Raw genomic sequence first — 18,259 nt, forward strand, 5'->3', positions numbered from 1 at the left:
TAATAGGGAAACGGGGAGAAAATCGATGTATTTACATGGAACGAGTACGATCAATGCGCAAGGACACTTAGAAGTTGGCGGCTGTGATGTAGTGGACTTAAAAGCTCAATTTGGAACACCGTTATATATCGTTGACGAAGCTCTTGTCCGTCAGCGTTGCCGTGAATATATGGAAGCTTTCCGCGCTTCAGGTTTGAAATTCCAAGTTGCTTATGCAAGTAAAGCGTTTTGCGTCATGGCGATGTGTCGTCTGGCTGAAGAGGAAGGTTTGTCTCTTGATGTCGTATCTGAAGGCGAGCTGTACACAGCGCTTCAAGCTGGTTTTCCAGCCGAGCGCATTCATTTCCATGGCAACAACAAGACGCCGGACGAGATTGAAATGGCGTTGAAAGCAGAAATCGGCTGCTTCGTAGTGGACAACTTCACTGAACTTCAGTTGTTGAACGCGATCGCGAAAGAACAGAACAGACATGTTAACGTGTTGCTGCGTGTCACACCTGGTGTGGAAGCACACACGCACGAGTACATTTCGACCGGACAAACGGATTCCAAGTTCGGTTTTGATATTGGCAACGGAACTGCGTTTGAAGCGGTCCAGCAAGCACATGAGGCAGAGCAATTACATTTGCTCGGTGTCCATTCACATATCGGCTCGCAAATTTTTGAGACAGAGGGCTTCCAAATGGCTGTCGAAAGGGTGGCGCAATTTGCCCGCGAAGTCAAGCAGCAATTGGGCGTCGTGTTCCAAGTGGTGAACTTGGGCGGCGGCTTCGGCATTCGTTATGTAGAAGGCGATACGCCGTTGCAAGTATCCGAGTATGTTAAAGCAATTACGGACGGCGTGAAGCAGCACTTTGCAGGCATTGCGGAGCAGTTGCCGGAAATTTGGGTCGAGCCAGGCCGTAGCGTAGTTGGCGATGCAGGTACAACGTTGTATACGATAGGCTCTGTCAAAGAAATACCAGGCGTTCGTAAATATGTTGCGGTTGACGGTGGAATGACAGACAACCCACGTCCAGCCCTTTATGAATCACGCTACGATTCTGTATTAGCAAACCGTGCGAATGAAGAAACGAGCGAGGTTGTATCGATTGCTGGTAAATGCTGCGAGAGCGGAGATATGCTCATTTGGGATGTATCCTTGCCACGCGTGGCATTCGGCGATTTGTTAGCTGTGACGTGCACAGGAGCATACAACTATGCGATGGCCAGCAATTACAATCGAATCGCAAGACCTGCTGTTGTCTTTGTAAAAGACGGTCAAGCGGACGTTGTTGTACGTCGTGAAACACGTGAAGACGTCGTCAATAACGATGTTATCCCTGCGCGTATGCAGAAGCAGACGGTTCAAGCGTAATTGGTACTTGTGAACGTAGCTACGTCTTCGTTTGAATGAGGATGTAACATGTTTAACACCCTAGTCTGGCTAGGCAGCGACCTGCTGTTTGGCTAAGCTAGGGTGTTTTTTAATGGCTTTTTCGTTATCGAATTTAAGGTTGTCTGTTAATGGTACTTTGAAAGGTGTTGCGGGGATGGTATACTAACGTTATTGTCTAAATTATTGTTACACGTGAAGGGATGGATTTACATATGAAAAAAGCAAAAATCGTATTGGAACAAGGCGAAGTTATTATTGAGTTGCTTCCAGAAGAAGCACCAGGAACAGTTGCAAACTTTGAAAAGTTGGCTAACTCCGGATTTTACAACGGTTTGACGTTTCACCGTGTAATCAAAGGATTTGTAGCACAAGGTGGCTGTCCGAACGGAACAGGAACAGGCGGCGCTGGCTACACAATTCCTTGCGAAACAGCGACAAACGTTTCTAAGCACGAGCGTGGTACGTTGGCGATGGCACATGCGGGCCGTAACACAGGTAGCTGCCAATTCTACATCTGCTACGAAGCTCAACCACACCTTGACGGTGGGCACACGGTGTTCGGTAAAGTCGTATCCGGCATGGAACACGTAGATGCACTTAAACAAGGTGCTAAAATGACTGAAGTTACAGTTTGGGAAGAATAGTACCCGTATAAGACGGTACTTGTACGAAACTTGTACGGCACTTGAATAGAACCTGTTAACCATAACACCGATTGCATATTATTGTGATCGGTGTTATGATCGTTTTGCCATCGTTGTGGTTCACAACGAGGCAACCAACCTTCAGGGCAGGGTGAAATTCCCGACCGGCGGTGATGCAGCTTTCGCAGTCCGATAAGGACAGAAAGTTCTTAGTCCGTGACCCGCACGATCTTGTATCGTTCGGTGGACCTGGTGTAATTCCGGGACCGACAGTATAGTCTGGATGGGAGAAGGGGAAACAGGAGTAGCGCGGTTTTTTCGCGTGTTGAAGTTCTTTTATCACAACAACATATAGCATAAACACTCGATAACGAACCGAAAGTATCCAAATAAGGATGGCCTTAGTGAGGTTGCCCTCATTTTACGGGTTTTATTTGTGTACGCGAATTCGGTTCATTGTTGTGAATATTTTGTATGTGTACATGGTTGTGTACAGCTTAAACGGACAAGGATGATAGCGGATCTGTATCTGACTTACGACAGGTTTGCGTCTTATGTCGAATAACCAATAGGGGATGAAACTCTTGTTGGTTGGACATCTGGTGTAGAAATACGGACGTGTCATCATTGGCTGTAGTTTAAGTCTATTCGGCATACAAAATGCGAGCTAGGCAGCTCGTTTTCGTGCTGCGCTTGTTTCGTTATATGCTTAATGCTTGTTAGTGATCAAAAGTACATACCTGCTACCTAAATACCTATGCCCTTCGGAGGATGTTCCGAAGGGCTTTTTTGCGTCATCGGAGCTTGTGATCCGTCACGTTACGTGCACGATTGCAGCATGCTGATGCAACAAATGGAGGCAGAAAAGGAAGGAGGCAGGATGTGCGATCGGTTATAAATGACGAGTTCTATATGCAGCTCGCTCTAGATTTAGCCAGTCGTGTAGTCGGACAGACGGGAGTGAATCCAGCTGTAGGATGTGTACTGGTGAACGAGGGACGCATTGTTGGCATGGGGGCGCATTTGAAGCGAGGCGATGAGCATGCAGAAATACATGCTTTACGTATGGCAGCACAGCAAGCTTGCGGAGCTACCGCATACGTCACGCTGGAGCCGTGCAGTCATCACGGCAGAACCCCGCCTTGCAGCTTGCGCTTAGTCGAGGCAGGGGTCAAGCGAGTCGTCATCGCATGTACAGATCCGAACCCGCTTGTGTCTGGACGAGGAATGTCTTTGCTTCGAACGCACAGTATCGAAGTGGAGGAAGGCATTTTGGAGCAGCAAGGAAAGGGCATCATAGAACCTTTTGCAAAGTATATTACAACGGGTTTGCCGTTCGTCACGTTGAAAACGGCAAGCACGCTAGACGGTAAAATCGCTACCAAATCAGGCGACAGCAGATGGATTACGAATTCAGAGTCACGTGAACGAGTACATGCGCTTCGACACCGCCATCAAGCGATTATGGTCGGAATCGGCACGGTGCTGGCAGATGATCCTGCGCTCACTACAAGGCTCAATGTGCCTGGCTTGCATCCGATTCGCTTAATCGTGGATTCGCAATTGCGATTGCCACTTCATGCGCAAATCGTGATAGACAACAAGGCACCGACTTGGGTCATGACGACCGAATCCGCTGACAAGCAGCGAGCTGCCGCTTTGCAGCAGCGCGGGGTAGAGATTATCCGTGCAGGGGACGGGAAACAGGTGGATTTACAAGCTGCGTTGCGCGAGTGCAGCCGCAGGGAGATCGGTTCTATTTTGCTTGAAGGTGGCGGGAGATTAAACGGAGCCATGCTCACGGCAGGGCTGATCGATAAAATAGCGCTCTTTTTCGCACCCAAAATTGTCGGAGGTACCGCGGCGCCGAGCAGCTTTGAATTTGATGGAGTCGAGCAAATGCGTGAGGCTTTCGAGTTGCGTGATGTTCATGTCGAGACGATAAGCAATGATGTGTGTGTGTTCGGTTATCCTGTCAAAAAGTAGGGATAGGAGCGCGAGGGCAATGTTGGGTTCAGTGCAGAGAGCAGAGCCGAGAGCAATGAGCATAGGGCAACGAACGAAGAAAGAAGAACGAAGAACCACAAGGGAGGCGAGCAACATGTTTACTGGACTCATTGAAGAAATAGGTGTGCTGCGCTCCATTTCAAGGCGTGGTGAAGCAATGGTGCTGGACATTGCCGCGAAAAAAGTGCTCACTGACATCAGCATCGGCGATAGCATTGCTGTTAACGGGGTATGCTTAACGGTTACTGCATTTGATCGAGCAACTTTTCGTGCAGATGTAATGCCAGAGACGTTCCGCCACACGAGTTTAAAGCAGTTAAGTACAGGGACGGCCGTTAACTTAGAGCGAGCTATGGCGGCAAATGGTCGCTTTGGAGGGCATATTGTCCAAGGACATGTAGATGGGACGGCAACGCTCATAAAGCGAACGCCAGAAGCTAATGCGGTCCTGTTTGAGTTCCAAACGGGCCAAACGGAATTAGCCAAGTACATGATTCCGAAAGGGTCGATCACGATTGACGGCATAAGCTTGACGCTCGTTCGTGCACAACAGGGACATTTTGCTGTATCGATCATTCCACATACATTAGTGCAAACCGCACTTACACATAAGCAAGCTGGCGATATCGTAAATATCGAATGCGATGTGCTTGGTAAATATGTTGACCACCTGCTTCGCTACGGAAGATCAGCAGCGGAAGCTGAATCTGCCGCCAACAGTAACATGGACAACGGCGATAGCTTTGTAACTGGCGCAAGTGGTTCAAGTGGTTCAAGTAAAAGTTCCTCTAAGGGAATCAGTGCTGCTTTTTTGGCAGAAAACGGATTTTAGTAATCACGCGCATTCGTGGAATCGCAATGGAAAAGGGGGAAGCGCTCAATGGAAGCACCGATTCGCTTGGACACAATTGAAGATGCATTAAACGATTTGAAGCAGGGCAAAGTCATCATCGTTGTTGACGACGAAGATCGTGAAAATGAAGGCGATTTTATCGCGCTGGCACATATGGCGACGCCTGAAGTTATTAATTTTATGATTAAAGAAGGACGAGGACTCGTCTGTGTACCGATTACGGCGGAGCGTGCGCAGGAATTGGAGCTACCACCGATGGTCACACGCAATACGGACTATCACGGTACGGCTTTTACCGTGTCTGTCGATCATATCGATACGACGACAGGGATATCGGCGCATGAGCGGTCACAGACGATACAGGCGCTTATTTCGTCAGAGGCAACTGCACACGATTTCCGCAGACCCGGACACATTTTCCCACTCGTTGCGAAAAAAGGCGGCGTATTACGTCGGGCTGGGCACACAGAAGCTGCGGTGGACTTGGCGCGATTGTGCGGAGCTGCACCTGCCGGTGTCATTTGCGAAGTCATTAAAGAAGACGGCACGATGGCAAGGCTGCCAGATCTAGTCGAAATTAAACACAAATATGACTTGAAGCTCATTTGCATTCGTGATCTGATTCAGTACCGCAACGAGACGGAACAGCTCGTTCAGCGTGAGGTTGAAGTGAATATGCCGACTGACTTTGGAACATTTCGTGCTATCGCGTACACGAATGAAGTCGACAACAAAGAGCATGTCGCGCTTGTAAAAGGCAATATCGACGGTACGAAGCCTGTACTCGTTCGCGTACATTCTGAATGTTTGACGGGAGACGTGTTTCATTCTCACCGCTGTGATTGCGGCCCGCAGTTTGCGGCAGCACTTAAACGGATCGAGCAAGAGGGCTGTGGCGTGCTGTTATATATGCGCCAAGAAGGGCGCGGTATTGGCCTCATCAACAAGCTAAAAGCTTATCAACTGCAAGAACAAGGCTATGACACGGTAGATGCAAACTTGAAGCTTGGATTTCCAGCCGATTTGCGGGACTACGGTATCGGTGCTCAAATTTTAAAAGATATTGGCGTGCGTCACATCCGTCTAATGACGAACAATCCACGCAAAGTTAAAGGCCTTGAAGGGCATGGACTCGAGATCGTTGAACGCGTACCGATACAGATGGATCATAACGAAGATAATGCCCATTATTTGCAAACGAAGGCTGAAAAGCTAGGGCATATGCTTGTCATAAATGATGAAATGAAGCAATTGAACTCATAATAATATCCAATTTCAGGAGGAAAAAACATGCCAAACATAATTGAAGGACACTTAGTATCGAACGGATTAAAATACGGAATCGTCGCAGGACGCTTTAACGAGTTTATTGTAGGCAAACTGGTGTCGGGTGCGTTAGATGCGCTAAAGCGCCACGGTGCGCAGGATGATGATATAGATGTGGCATGGGTGCCAGGAGCTTTTGAAATCCCGTTAATCGCGCAAAAAATGGCGGAGAGCGGGAAGTATGACGCGGTCATCACATTGGGAGCTGTTATCCGCGGTTCGACGCCGCATTTTGATTATGTGTGCAATGAGGCGGCAAAAGGCGTGGCTCAAATCGCTTTGAAAACAGGTGTTCCGACCATATTCGGCGTGCTGACAACCGATTCGATTGAGCAGGCGATCGAACGAGCAGGCACGAAAGCTGGCAATAAAGGTTGGGAAGCAGCTGCAGCTGCGATCGAGATGGCAAACTTGACGAAACAGTTAAAATAGTGCTTATTTAATGTAGTGCCCTTTCTTCTAAGGGCGCTACATTTGCTTTTCAGGAGGTTGCAGGGTGACCGTCACTTATAAGTTAGAGACGTTCGAGGGACCACTCGACCTGCTGCTGCATTTAATCGATCAGTCGGAAATCGACATACAAGATATTAGTATTAGTGAAATTACCGACCAATATATGGACTATTTGCAAAGCATGCAGGAACTCGAATTAGATATTACAAGCGAATTTTTAGTCATGGCAGCAACGTTGCTGTCCATGAAATCCAAACAACTGCTGCCTAAGCCTCCCGTTATGGACTGGGAGGACGAATATACCGATTATTATGAAGAAGATGACATTGATCCACGATCAGAGTTAATTCGTAAACTGATTGAGTATCGTAAATATAAAGGCATAGCGGAGCATTTGCGAGATCGCGAAGCGGATCGGAGCTTAATTTATTCCAAAGAACCAGAAGATTTAACGACTTTCATGCCAGACGCACCTACGAATCCGGTTGAAGGGTTGCACGTGACCGATCTGATTGAGGCGTTTCAAAAAGCGCTGCGCAAAGCGGTGCGTCGATCTCATGTGGCGACGATTCATCGTGATGAGATGTCCGTCAAAGACCGCATTCGCGACATTATTACGATGCTGCGTCCAGGCGGGCGCGGCAGTAAAGTGATGTTCTCGGCACTGTTAAGTGAGCAGCTGACAAGGCAAGAAATTGTCGTTACCTTTTTATCCATTTTGGAATTGATGAAGTTAAAGCAAGTGAAATGTTATCAAGATCAGTTGTTCGACGACATTGTCGTGCAATGGAACGGGGAAGTGGAAGAGGATGGACTTTCAGACGTTGAAGTCGATTATTGAGGGACTGCTGTTTATGGCTGGCGACGAAGGGTTAAATATAAAGCAAGTAGCCGAAATTACGGAGCAACGGCATGAGGTTGTGCGCGATGCGATGACGGATTTGCAAGGCGATATGGAGCGCAGCAAGCGAGGGTTGCAAATTTTGGAGATCGCAGGCATGTATCAACTAACGACTTTGAAACAGCATGCACCTTATTTTGAAAAAATGGCTTATTCGCCAACTCGCTCATCGTTGTCTCAAGCGGCGTTGGAGACGCTATCGATTGTTGCATATCGGCAGCCTATAACGAGGGTCGACATTGAGGAAATACGTGGTGTAAAATCAGATCGAGCGATCCAAACGCTCGTTAACAAAGATTTAATTGAAGAGGTAGGTCGTGCTGAAGCGATCGGAAGGCCGATCTTGTACGGCACGACAAAAGCGTTTCTTGACTATTTCGCGTTGTCTAACTTGGACGAGCTGCCAGAGGCGTCCCAGTTCGAACATTCGGACGGATTGGAGGAAGAAACGCAGCTATTATTCAATAAGTTGGAAGGTCGACAATTAACGATTGAAGACGTTCCAAATCCGGAGGGAGGAGTCTAGGTTGAACATTCAGTTTCTTGGACATGCTGGCGTAATGTTGCAAACAGAGCGACACCGCATCATTATTGACCCTTTTTTAACGGATAACCCTAAGGCGGGGGCAAGTGCAAAAGAGATTAAAGCCGATTTCGTATTGCTTACTCATGGTCATAGTGACCATATTGGGGACGCAGTGCAGATTGCGAAAAATAATGACGCGCCGATTATTACGATAGTGGAGTTGGCTGATTATTTAGGTCGACAAGGCGCGCAGACGATCGGCATGAATTTAGGTGGATCGGGTACGTTTGAGTTCGGCACGATTAAATGGGTTCCGGCCTTGCATAGCTCATCGGTGACAGAGAGTGATGGTACTATTATTTACTTAGGGAACCCAGCGGGTATCGTTCTCCAAGTAGATGATTTTACGCTTTACCATGCGGGGGATACGGCCTTGTTTAGCGATATGAAGCTAATCGGGGAACGGTTTAAGCCGGATGTTGCTTTTTTACCGATCGGAAGTTTCTTTACGATGGACCCAGAAGACGCGTTGCTCGCGGCGCAGTGGGTAAAAGCGAAACATATTGTCCCGATTCATTACAATACGTTTCCCGTGATTGAACAAGACGGTGCTCAATTCGTTAACCAATTGAAGGTGCTCGGTATTCACGGCTATGCGTTGCAACCAGGTGAGTCTTTAAATACAGATGAATTAAATAAATGATCTAAATGTGCCAGAGCAATAACCAGAAAGCCTCTAACGTGAAGCGTTAGGGGCTTTTTTATTTGTTTATGTGGGATACAAATCATTGTGCGCGTGTCTTATATAACTTATGGATATGTTAGTTAAATAAAACAGGAATATTTGGACAACATAAATCCAGCGCAACAATAGATCTACCAGACAGATTTGCGTCAACGCATGGTAATAAGAAGCACGATTCTTGAAAAAGGGGGAAAGAACGGTTGAGCGCATCGTTTTGGTTCATCATTATTCTATTGTTGCTAATTGCGCTATTAATCGCTTTTTTAAGCACACATCTCGAATGCAAAATCCTTTTACATAAAGCGGGCAAACATGAACGTGTGTTGTTACTAGTAAGGCTGTTATGGGTGCGTTGGCGATATGAGTTTAGAACGGTGTTGTTTGCAGGTGTGGACGAAGGTTTTATGGTAGGGGTGAAGGAAGAAGACAACTTTGCCTCAGGCCACTCGCATCGCAGCAAAGGGAGAATAAACAAACAGACGATACGCAGGTTCGTGGGGCGAATCTGGGAACTCGCCTATCACACGGCTGCTTTAAAAGAATGGTTATATCGTTCGTTAAATTACATTCGTTGTGATCTATTCATTTGGGAATCAGAAGTGGGTGTGAAAAATCCAGCAACGACGAGCATATTAACAGGTTTATTGTGGGGAGTGCAAAGTGCAGCTACAGGTTGGTTCACCTATCAAATTCGATTTCAACAGACACCTTATTTGTCCGTTGTACCGAACTACAAGCAACCATATTTTTCTTCTCGTGTTGTTTGCATAACGAAAATACGAGTCGCGCACGCTATAGTTGCAGTCGTTATGCTCATCATTCGCATCACGCGAACAAAAGGAGGAGTGAAGACATGGCGGAACATCCTATTGAAGGCTTAATGAGAGCTGCGTTGGAAAATATTAAGACGATGGTAGACGTAAATGCGATCGTCGGAGATCCGGTGCAAACGCCAGATGGCAGTGTTATTTTGCCGATTAGTCGGGTCGCTTTGGGGTTTGCTGCAGGTGGAAGTGACTTTCGTGTAGAGGGACATGAACGGCATCACGACCAGTCCGAAAAGCATCAAAATGGGCATTCGGTATCTACCTCTACGAAGCCATTTGGTGGTGGTAGCGGCGGCGGTATTTATATTACACCCATTGCTTTCCTCGTTGTTGGGAAAAATGGAATTAATGTGGTGTCGGTAGACAGTCAGACACACTTGCTGGAGAAACTTATCGATGCAGCCCCGCAAGTACTGGATCGGATAGAAGGCATGTTTCAGCGTTCAAATCGGCGTAAACATGATGACGACATTATTATTACGTAGCCGCCACATGCGTATCACAGGCGTTCAAGTTTCACCTGTAAAGTCGTTGGCCGTTATCGTGGGCGGCGGCTAGCATGTGTACTTGAACGCTTTTTGTATGCGTTGGACATACCTTGTATCTAAAAAGCATACATATAGTACAAGTTGGCGGTTTCATTTAAAAGGAGGAAGTTATGAGCAAGTTGCGCCGCATTGCGCCAGCCGTACGCGTTATAGTTACCATCATGCTGTTATGTACTGTCCTGACGCCATTTAGTTCCAAGAATGCGGCTGAGGCCCAACAAGGGCAATATGGACAAAGTAGACAAAGTGAGCAAGTCCAATTTCAATCGTATTCTTTTAAACCTCGTGCCAAAAAAGAAACAAACGAAGAACCATCTCGTGCTCACACACCGTCTACTGCAGCAAAAGCAGCTGCAATTATCGATGTGCGTTCAGGACGCATTTTACACAGTGAAAATGGGGATGAGCAGCTCCCGATGGCAAGTACGACCAAAATAATGACAGCTATTGTAGCTATCGAACACGGAAAGCTGTCCGATAAAGTGAAAGTGAGCAATCGAGCTGTAGGAAAAGAAGGTTCATCGATTTATTTGCGTCTTGGTGAAGAGATGAGTTTAAATCACATGCTCTATGGCCTTATGCTGCGTTCCGGCAATGATGCGGCTACTGCGATAGCAGAGCATGTTGGCGGCTCAGAAGAAGGTTTTGTGTATTTGATGAACGAGAAGGCGCGACTATTAGGGTTAGAGCGAACGCAGTTTCAAAACGCTCATGGTTTGGACGCAAAAGGGCACTATACGACAGCTAACGAATTGGCTCGTATTTCGGCTTATGCGCTGCACAACGCTACCTTTAGAGAAATGGTGCGAACGCGCATCAAGTCAGCGCCAAATCCGTATGAAAAATGGGATTACAAATGGGTGAACAAAAACAAAATGCTGCGCTTTTACGAAGGTGCTGACGGTGTGAAAACCGGATATACGAAACAAGCGCTGCGCTGCTTAGTCAGCTCGGCTACACGAAATGGGCAGCAATTAGCCGTCGTTACTTTAAATGATGGACAAGATTGGGTCGATCATGAGCATCTGCTTGATTATGGCTTCAAGACCTTCCCATTAACGACTTTAATTGAGGCCGGACAAAAAATATCCGGTTATCCATTAATCGCCAAGCAAGCGTTAAAGTATCCTTTAACGTTAGAGGAAAAAGAGCAGGTAACCTCGCGGTTGACATTAACGCCGAAAGATACAGTGGATTATCGCCTTGGAGATCGGGGAAGGCTTGAATTTCGAATTCAGGACCAAGTGCTAGGAGCCGTCTCACTTCGTGATGACACAAGTCCAAATGGTTAAGATCAGGGAACACTTCCGTTAAGGGGCCAAATCTGAGTCATGTTCATTCGTCATGTTCATGGGAGGGGGATTCGGTGGTTAACGCAATTTGGGTGTTTATGTTGCTGGTTGGCTTTATTGCAGCCGCTGCCCAAGGGAAAATTGAAATCGTCACAGAAGCCATTTTTGATGGGGCTAAGACTGGGGTAACGGTTAGTTTTGGCCTTATTAGTGTCATGGTATTTTGGCTAGGCATGATGCGGATTGCAGAGGATGCGGGGTTGCTGGCACGTTTGGCCAAAGCGTTAGGTCCGGTTGTCCGCTATTTGTTTCCGGATGTGCCGCGCAACCATCCAGCACTCGGCTACATCATGTCGAATATGAGTGCCAATTTGCTCGGTCTTGGCAATGCCGCCACGCCGATGGGCATTCGTGCGATGCAGGAATTACAGAAGCTTAATCCCGACAAGGATACGGCTACTCCGGCGATGTGTACACTGCTAGCGATCAATACAGCTAGCATTACACTCATCCCGACTACGCTGATTGCGATTCGCATGAATTTTGGCTCGGCGAATGCAGCAGAAATAGTAGGAACGACCTTGCTTGCGACTATCATTGCCACCCTTGCAGCAATTGCGGCGGACAGATGGTATCGAAGTCGCCATCCAACATCATCCTTCCCTCCACATACGACCTATGATGCAACCTCAAAGGATATAGCTTCTTAACTAAAATCGACATCCAGACATCCAGCTCATGTTCGCTTATGAAAGGATGGTTACCATGTATTCGTTCATATCGACGGTATCCACATGGGCCATTCCGGCTATCGTCGTGTTTATTCCACTCTACGCTTACTTTCGGAAAGTCCCGGTCTATGAATCATTTGTCGAGGGCGCTAAAGATGGATTCCAGACCTCCATCAACATTATCCCCACGTTAGTTGGGATGATGGTTGCGATCAGTGTATTTCGCGCATCGGGTGCGATGGATTGGATCGTTAGTTTGTTCCGTCCAATTATGGATTGGTTTGGGGTGCCAAGCGAAGTGATGCCGCTAGCGTTCTTGCGGCCCATTACAGGAGCGGGTTCGTTAGCATTTACTACGGATCTCATTAAAACGTATGGTGCTGATTCGCTTATCGGGCGTATTGCCTCTACGATTCAGGGCAGTACGGATACGACGCTTTACGTCCTCATTGTTTATTTTGGCGCAGTCGGAATACGTAAAGGCAGATACGCGTTAAAAGTCGGTCTCTTTTCTGATTTTGTCGGCTTTGTTGCTGCTATTGTGATATGTTTACTCGTATTTGGGTCAAGCTAATGAAGTATTGGGTAAACCTTTACTGCGTTTGACTGTTATATGCTATAATATGATACGTAATTAGCAATCGATGCTCGGTGCTGCATGTACCGAGCTTTTGCTTTGCACAAAACCGCCTTACATAAACGTAGTTTGGACAGGCTAATAGCAGCCGTTAAATGTGCGTGTACAAACGATATGGAAAAGGCTATCATAAACCTGAGGTGACTTACAAAAATGGAACGATTACAAAAAATATTGGCGAACGCAGGGGTTGCTTCGCGCAGAAAATGCGAAGAACTTATTTTATCCGGCAAGGTAGTAGTGAATGACGAAGTTGTCACAACGCTTGGCGTGAAGGCAGACCCTGCCACGGACGTCATTACAGTTAATGGACGGGAAATTACCCAGTCCGATAAAGTATATGCTGCGTTTTACAAACCGAAAGCGGTTATTACATCGATGTCTGACCCTGAAGGCAGAAAGACAGTGCGTGACTTTATGGGCGGACTGCGTACGCGTGTATACCCAGTAGGACGCTTGGACTATGATACTGAAGGTTTGTTGATCCTCACAAATGACGGCGAACTAGCGAATAAGCTTATGCATCCGCGACACCATGTAGAGAAAACGTATCATGTAACCGTTAAAGGCGTACCGCACGGGGATAACTTGGACAAGCTTAAGAAAGGGATTAAGCTTGAAGATGGTGTGACATTGCCAGCCGAGATCGAGTACCACGATGTAAACGTGGAAACGAATACGGCTACAATCAGCATCACGATTACCGAAGGTCGTAATCGTCAAGTTCGCCGCATGTTTGAAGCGATCGGCCATTCGGTCATCCGTTTGAAGCGTGTCAGATTCGGTAACATTACCCTGCAAGGCTTAGTGCGCGGTAAGCATCGCATACTGACGAAATCCGAAGTGAATGAGTTGCAGCAATCGATTAAGACAAGCCGCCGCAGCTAACCTAAACCTAGCAGGTATATGCACGTTACAATAAGGCGATACCTGCTAGGGCTATGACACATAATTTTCATATTGAGGAAGATATGCGCGTTCGTCTTTGGATTATAATGGACGTGGATGGCGTTAATTAATTTGTAGCATTTTTTCCGCCTGAATGTGAAACAAGTCATAGAAAGGGCGTTGGTGATGGGGAAACGTAACAAAATCGTACAAATTATCATCTTATCCGTCATCTTAGTCGTTGGGGGATATGCGATTGGCACTGCTTTGTTGAAACCAAGCAACACAGCGCCGGTTGTAGGTAGTACTATTCCGGACATCGCTTTGCAAATGGCCGACGGTGAAGTTAAAAGCTTTAATGACTTTGAAGGTAAAGCGCTTGTCCTTAACTTTTGGGGGACATGGTGTGAGCCTTGTGAACGCGAAATGCCAGCCTTGCAACAAGCATGGGAAAAGTGGAAACCAGAAGGTGTAGAAGTGATCGGCATTAATATCGGTGAAGACAAGCTCGTTGTACAGAACTATATGAAAAAAGTGAATGTACATTTTCCGATGATGTTGGATCTTAAATTTAAAGCGCGTGATGCTTTTAATGCACGTGGATTACCTGCGACATTTTTCGTAAAGCCTGATCGTACCGTTCAAGCCATCCATGTCGGCGAATTAACGACAGAAATGCTGGATAATTACATTCAGCAGATTGTAAACGCTAAACGCTAACGGATGGAGAGGGGACATTAACGTGCGGTTTGACAATACGAAATGTGAGTGTGGTCATCAAAATGCGGTCGGAACCGTGCTATGTGAGGCTTGCGGCAAGCCGACGGTTGAGGAAATGATGCAGGAGGACAGTGTCCTCGAAATGCGCTATGACGGGGTGGCACGAAAGTCACAGAAAGAAAATCCATCCTTACTTAATCGCGTCTGGAACTTTTTCTCTTCCGTTAAAATAGCGGTTATTATTATCGTCATTACGTTGATTAGTTCAACGTTCGGGACGATATACCCGCAAGAAAGTCAATTTATTAATATTGATGCATCCGTTTACTACAAAGAGAATTACGGTACACTTGGCCATATTTATTATTTGTTAGGCTTGTCCAATACGTATGAATCATGGTGGTTTATAACGCTGCTCGTCATGATCGGCGCTTCGCTTGTTGTGTGCAGCTTGGATCGCGTATTACCGTTGTACCGCGCATTACATAAACAAAAAGTGCGCAAGCACACGCAGTTTATTACGCGTCAGCGTGTAACCTACGGTACTCAAATTCAAGCCGACCAAACGGAATGGCTATCGAATATGGAGACGGCGCTCAAGAAAAAAGGCTATAATGTCGTTCGAGATGAAGACGCTTTATTAGCGGAGAAGAATCGCTTTAGTCGCTGGGGCCCGTATATTAACCATATTGGCTTAATCGTATTTCTGCTCGCCGTGTTGGCACGCAACATTCCAGGCTGGCACATGGAGTATTATACGGGTTTTCCTCAAGGACAACCGGTTCCCATTCCAAGCACACCGTATTACTTTCAAAATGAGGAATTTATCGTTGAGTATTACAGTGCGGATGAGATGCCGGAGGAGTTTGCGAAGGAAGGTCGCATCATGGCGAAGCTGTATGAAACGAAGGGGACATTGTTCCGTTGCGTGGATAAGTGCGATGACCCGGTAGCTGAACCGGTGCTGGAAGAGGTGCACCGTCACAACATTCGAGTCAATCATCCCATGGTGTATGACAGTCTTTCCTTCTATCAATTTGGTTTCGATTTCACGCCGAAGCTCATTTCAGTCAAGCCGATTTTGTCGAACGTAGCTACAGGCGAGAAATACGGACAAATAGAAGTGAAGGTTAACAAGACAGAAACACATTATAAAGTTGGCCCGTACCAATTAGAATTGCGGGAGAAATATCATGATTTTGGACTCGGTTCGGATGGCAAACCTACGAACAAATCCAATAAACCGAATGCGCCTGCGTTTGTGTTTATGATTACAGGGCCCGGAATCGTCGCAACAGGCGAGCCTTATTTATATTTCCCGCTGCCTAAAGACAAGGTGCGATTCCAACAAGATATGTTGAATGGTGAAATTGGAAAGAAGTTTAAACTCGAAGTCGACACGATGAACGATGTAACGTTCTCCGAATCGACAACCTATTTAACGGTGCGTAAAGATACAGCACTTCCGTTTGTATGGGTAGGGGCAGCAATAAGCATGATCGGCCTTATTATGGGTTTTTACTGGCAGCATCGTCGGATATGGTTGCGCTTGGATGGCGACCAGCTAGCACTTGGGGCGCATACGAACAAGAATTGGTACGGTTTGCGTCATGAGGTAGCACGCGTAATGAAGACGATGGACCTGGAAGTTGATCCGAAGGCCATAGACCGTGGGGGGAATAAAGGGTGACTTTGTTAGAACTTAGTCAAGACGCGTATTTAGCGAGCTTCTTTATTTATTGTCTTGCTTTTATTTTGTTCGTATTTACGATGGCTGGTACCAAGATGAAAGTGAAAGATACGGCTAGCCACGTCAAAAAGTGGGGGAACATCTCATTTGCGGTTACGATAATCGGTTTTGTATCGCAATTGATTTACTTTGCAACTCGTTGGATTGGCGGCGGACATATTCCTGTCAGCAACATGTATGAGTTCATGTCCTTCTTGGCGATGATGATTATCGCAGCTTTCCTTGTGATGTTTATGATTTATCGCTCTGCTGTACTTGGCGTATTTGCCGTTCCGCTTGCTTTCATTATTATGGCCTATGCTTCCGTCTTTCCGAGCGAAGTACAGCCATTGATTCCATCTTTGGACTCCATATGGATGATTTTGCACGTATCCTTGGCAGCAATAGGCTATGCCTTTTTCGCGGTCGGCTTCGTTGTCGGATTAATGTATTTGCTTCGTACGGTACGTTGGGACGATGTGAAATACCGTACGCAGCAGCGTTGGCTCGAATTTGTACTGATTGTCGTCGTAATTACAATCGGATACATTTTCGTCATGTTCGGATTCCGTGCTGTTAATTATGAGGTTTCAATCGGCCAAAAAGTGGATGTCGTTGAAAATGGCCAAATTACGAGTAAATTAGAAATGGTTAAGTATGAGATTCCACCGCTAATCGCACCGCATAATAGTGATGAAGCATCTCTAGAAGCAGTTCCTTCGTTACTAGGGTTGTCTCTTCCGCTTGTGGAAGCACCCGGCTGGATGGAAGGCGTCCACGCCGGACGTAAACTGAATACAGTCGTATTCTCTATCATTGCCGGATTATTATTATATGCTCTTATTCGTCTTATTATTCGTAAACCGATTGCACGCGCTATTCATCCTATGCTTCAGTCAATGGACCCTGATGATCTGGATGAGATCAGTTACCGTGCAAATGCGATCGGATTCCCAATCTTTACACTTGGCGGACTTATCTTCGCTATGATTTGGGCGCATATTGCTTGGTCCCGCTTCTGGGGCTGGGATCCAAAAGAAGTATGGGCGCTCGTTACTTGGTTGTTCTATAGCGCATATTTACACTTGCGCCTGTCACGTGGCTGGCACGGGACGAAATCGTCTTGGCTTGCCGTAATAGGCTTTATGATTGTATTATTTACATTGCTAGGCGTTAACTTGATTATTGCCGGTCTCCACTCCTATTCAGGAGTATAAGAGAAATATCAGTGGTCTACTACATTCAGTCATTGATCGTATAAGTAAGAAAAATGTGCGATGCGGCTCCTATTGAGTCGCTCGCACGTTGTCATTTTAATTTGGAAGGGGAGCTGCACATGTCCGAACAAGTAAACCGCATTCTGGTCGTAGATGACGAGGAACGTATTCGCCGACTGCTAAAAATGTACTTGGAGAAGGAAGGATACGAAATCGATGAGGCTGAAGATGGTGAAGTCGCGCTGCGCAAAGCGGTAAGTGAAGACTACGCGCTAATTTTACTCGATGTAATGCTTCCAGGCATGGATGGCGTTGAAATGTGTACACGCTTGCGTCAAGTAAAAGCAACACCAGTCATTATGTTGACGGCAAAAGGCGAAGAGATGAACCGCGTGCAAGGGTTTGAAGTTGGAGCTGACGATTATGTCGTAAAGCCGTTCAGCCCGCGTGAAGTCATTTATCGGGTTAAAGCTGTACTGCGTCGCTCATCAGCAACTGCATTTTTGACCAATGATCCGAAAACGAGCAACAACATTGTGTTCCCGCATCTTGTAATCGAGCATGATGCACACCGTGTATCAGCAGACGGTCAAGAAGTGAGTTTAACTCCCAAAGAATACGAACTTCTTCATTATTTAGCGGTATCTCCGGATAAAGTGTTTTCTCGTGAGGAACTGTTAAAAGATGTGTGGAACTACGAGTTTTTTGGTGATTTGCGCACGGTGGATACCCATGTGAAACGATTGCGTGAGAAGTTAAATAAAGTGTCGCCAGAGGCCGCTACGATGATTACGACGGTATGGGGTGTTGGCTACAAGCTAGAGGTGCCTAAATAAC

Annotated in this window: 19 protein-coding genes and 1 riboswitch; all 19 genes read left to right on the top strand. The window is 46.5% G+C overall.

What is annotated here, in order from left to right; all coding sequences use genetic code 11:
• Positions 1–25: 25 nt before the first annotated feature.
• The 19 genes from lysA (at position 26) to KIK04_RS20240 (ending at position 18,258) form a co-directional block, all read left to right on the top strand.
• Positions 26–1,357 carry a diaminopimelate decarboxylase gene (gene lysA / locus KIK04_RS20150; protein WP_232275365.1) on the top strand — a complete coding sequence of 444 codons (1,332 nt, stop codon included), beginning with the start codon at positions 26–28 and terminating at the stop codon, positions 1,355–1,357.
• A 233-nt stretch (positions 1,358–1,590) separates the two neighbouring features.
• The gene (locus KIK04_RS20155) at positions 1,591–2,022 is read left to right on the top strand and encodes a peptidylprolyl isomerase (protein WP_232275366.1); all 432 of its coding nucleotides are present in this window, start codon (positions 1,591–1,593) and stop codon (positions 2,020–2,022) included.
• A gap of 133 nt (positions 2,023–2,155) precedes the next feature.
• Positions 2,156–2,321, top strand: a riboswitch (FMN riboswitch).
• 583 nt (positions 2,322–2,904) lie between these two features.
• Positions 2,905–4,008 carry a bifunctional diaminohydroxyphosphoribosylaminopyrimidine deaminase/5-amino-6-(5-phosphoribosylamino)uracil reductase RibD gene (ribD, locus tag KIK04_RS20160; RefSeq protein WP_232275367.1) on the top strand — a complete coding sequence of 368 codons (1,104 nt, stop codon included), beginning with the start codon at positions 2,905–2,907 and terminating at the stop codon, positions 4,006–4,008.
• A gap of 115 nt (positions 4,009–4,123) precedes the next feature.
• The gene (ribE, locus tag KIK04_RS20165) at positions 4,124–4,861 is read left to right on the top strand and encodes a riboflavin synthase (protein ID WP_232275368.1); all 738 of its coding nucleotides are present in this window, start codon (positions 4,124–4,126) and stop codon (positions 4,859–4,861) included.
• 48 nt (positions 4,862–4,909) lie between these two features.
• Entirely contained in the window at positions 4,910–6,145 is a 1,236-nt protein-coding gene (locus KIK04_RS20170; protein ID WP_232275369.1) for a bifunctional 3,4-dihydroxy-2-butanone-4-phosphate synthase/GTP cyclohydrolase II, read from the top strand.
• 27 nt (positions 6,146–6,172) lie between these two features.
• Positions 6,173–6,640 carry a 6,7-dimethyl-8-ribityllumazine synthase gene (gene ribH, locus KIK04_RS20175; RefSeq protein WP_232275370.1) on the top strand — a complete coding sequence of 156 codons (468 nt, stop codon included), beginning with the start codon at positions 6,173–6,175 and terminating at the stop codon, positions 6,638–6,640.
• A 64-nt stretch (positions 6,641–6,704) separates the two neighbouring features.
• Positions 6,705–7,502, top strand: a complete 798-nt coding sequence (locus KIK04_RS20180) for a segregation and condensation protein A (RefSeq protein WP_232275371.1) — start codon at positions 6,705–6,707, stop codon at positions 7,500–7,502.
• Positions 7,471–8,088: an SMC-Scp complex subunit ScpB gene (scpB, locus tag KIK04_RS20185; RefSeq protein ID WP_232275372.1), complete on the top strand. Its 618-nt coding sequence runs from the start codon at positions 7,471–7,473 to the stop codon at positions 8,086–8,088. The genes KIK04_RS20180 and scpB overlap by 32 nt, the downstream gene beginning before the upstream one ends.
• Position 8,089: 1 nt before the next feature.
• Positions 8,090–8,791 (top strand): metal-dependent hydrolase, encoded by a 702-nt coding sequence (locus KIK04_RS20190; protein WP_232275373.1) that lies wholly within the window; start codon positions 8,090–8,092, stop codon positions 8,789–8,791.
• A 242-nt stretch (positions 8,792–9,033) separates the two neighbouring features.
• Positions 9,034–9,714, top strand: a complete 681-nt coding sequence (locus tag KIK04_RS20195) for a DUF2953 domain-containing protein (RefSeq protein WP_232275374.1) — start codon at positions 9,034–9,036, stop codon at positions 9,712–9,714.
• Positions 9,687–10,145, top strand: coding sequence for a GerW family sporulation protein (ytfJ, locus tag KIK04_RS20200; protein ID WP_232275375.1), 459 nt, complete (start codon positions 9,687–9,689; stop codon positions 10,143–10,145). Before KIK04_RS20195 ends, ytfJ begins: the two co-directional genes overlap by 28 nt.
• A gap of 173 nt (positions 10,146–10,318) precedes the next feature.
• Complete coding sequence (locus tag KIK04_RS20205; RefSeq protein WP_232275376.1) at positions 10,319–11,500, top strand: D-alanyl-D-alanine carboxypeptidase family protein; 1,182 nt, start codon at positions 10,319–10,321, stop codon at positions 11,498–11,500.
• A gap of 74 nt (positions 11,501–11,574) precedes the next feature.
• On the top strand, positions 11,575–12,210 hold the full coding sequence (locus KIK04_RS20210; protein WP_232275377.1) for a nucleoside recognition domain-containing protein: 636 nt from the start codon (positions 11,575–11,577) through the stop codon (positions 12,208–12,210).
• Between the two features lie 55 nt (positions 12,211–12,265).
• Positions 12,266–12,805, top strand: coding sequence for a spore maturation protein (locus KIK04_RS20215; RefSeq protein ID WP_232275378.1), 540 nt, complete (start codon positions 12,266–12,268; stop codon positions 12,803–12,805).
• 216 nt (positions 12,806–13,021) lie between these two features.
• A complete protein-coding gene (locus KIK04_RS20220; protein ID WP_232275379.1) occupies positions 13,022–13,756 on the top strand; it encodes a pseudouridine synthase in 735 nt (244 codons plus the stop codon).
• A gap of 156 nt (positions 13,757–13,912) precedes the next feature.
• Complete coding sequence (locus tag KIK04_RS20225; RefSeq protein ID WP_232275380.1) at positions 13,913–14,476, top strand: redoxin domain-containing protein; 564 nt, start codon at positions 13,913–13,915, stop codon at positions 14,474–14,476.
• 22 nt (positions 14,477–14,498) lie between these two features.
• Complete coding sequence (gene resB, locus KIK04_RS20230) at positions 14,499–16,166, top strand: cytochrome c biogenesis protein ResB (RefSeq protein WP_232275381.1); 1,668 nt, start codon at positions 14,499–14,501, stop codon at positions 16,164–16,166.
• Complete coding sequence (gene ccsB / locus KIK04_RS20235; RefSeq protein WP_232275382.1) at positions 16,163–17,422, top strand: c-type cytochrome biogenesis protein CcsB; 1,260 nt, start codon at positions 16,163–16,165, stop codon at positions 17,420–17,422. The genes resB and ccsB overlap by 4 nt, the downstream gene beginning before the upstream one ends.
• Positions 17,423–17,541: 119 nt before the next feature.
• Complete coding sequence (locus KIK04_RS20240; RefSeq protein WP_232275383.1) at positions 17,542–18,258, top strand: response regulator transcription factor; 717 nt, start codon at positions 17,542–17,544, stop codon at positions 18,256–18,258.
• Position 18,259: the final 1 nt, after the last annotated feature.

It is taken from the genome of Paenibacillus sp. 481 (assembly GCF_021223605.1).
Taxonomy (GTDB): Bacteria; Bacillota; Bacilli; order Paenibacillales; family Paenibacillaceae; genus Paenibacillus_B.

Bases quoted from the DNA above. Each gene is read 5' to 3' on its own strand.
- lysA (WP_232275365.1), top strand. From the start codon at position 26: ATGTATTTACATGGAACGAGTACGATCAATGCGCAAGGACACTTAGAA.
- KIK04_RS20155 (WP_232275366.1), top strand. From the start codon at position 1,591: ATGAAAAAAGCAAAAATCGTATTGGAACAAGGCGAAGTTATTATTGAG.
- ribE (WP_232275368.1), top strand. From the start codon at position 4,124: ATGTTTACTGGACTCATTGAAGAAATAGGTGTGCTGCGCTCCATTTCA.
- KIK04_RS20170 (WP_232275369.1), top strand. From the start codon at position 4,910: ATGGAAGCACCGATTCGCTTGGACACAATTGAAGATGCATTAAACGAT.
- ribH (WP_232275370.1), top strand. From the start codon at position 6,173: ATGCCAAACATAATTGAAGGACACTTAGTATCGAACGGATTAAAATAC.
- scpB (WP_232275372.1), top strand. From the start codon at position 7,471: ATGGACTTTCAGACGTTGAAGTCGATTATTGAGGGACTGCTGTTTATG.
- ytfJ (WP_232275375.1), top strand. From the start codon at position 9,687: ATGGCGGAACATCCTATTGAAGGCTTAATGAGAGCTGCGTTGGAAAAT.
- KIK04_RS20205 (WP_232275376.1), top strand. From the start codon at position 10,319: ATGAGCAAGTTGCGCCGCATTGCGCCAGCCGTACGCGTTATAGTTACC.
- KIK04_RS20215 (WP_232275378.1), top strand. From the start codon at position 12,266: ATGTATTCGTTCATATCGACGGTATCCACATGGGCCATTCCGGCTATC.
- KIK04_RS20220 (WP_232275379.1), top strand. From the start codon at position 13,022: ATGGAACGATTACAAAAAATATTGGCGAACGCAGGGGTTGCTTCGCGC.
- KIK04_RS20240 (WP_232275383.1), top strand. From the start codon at position 17,542: ATGTCCGAACAAGTAAACCGCATTCTGGTCGTAGATGACGAGGAACGT.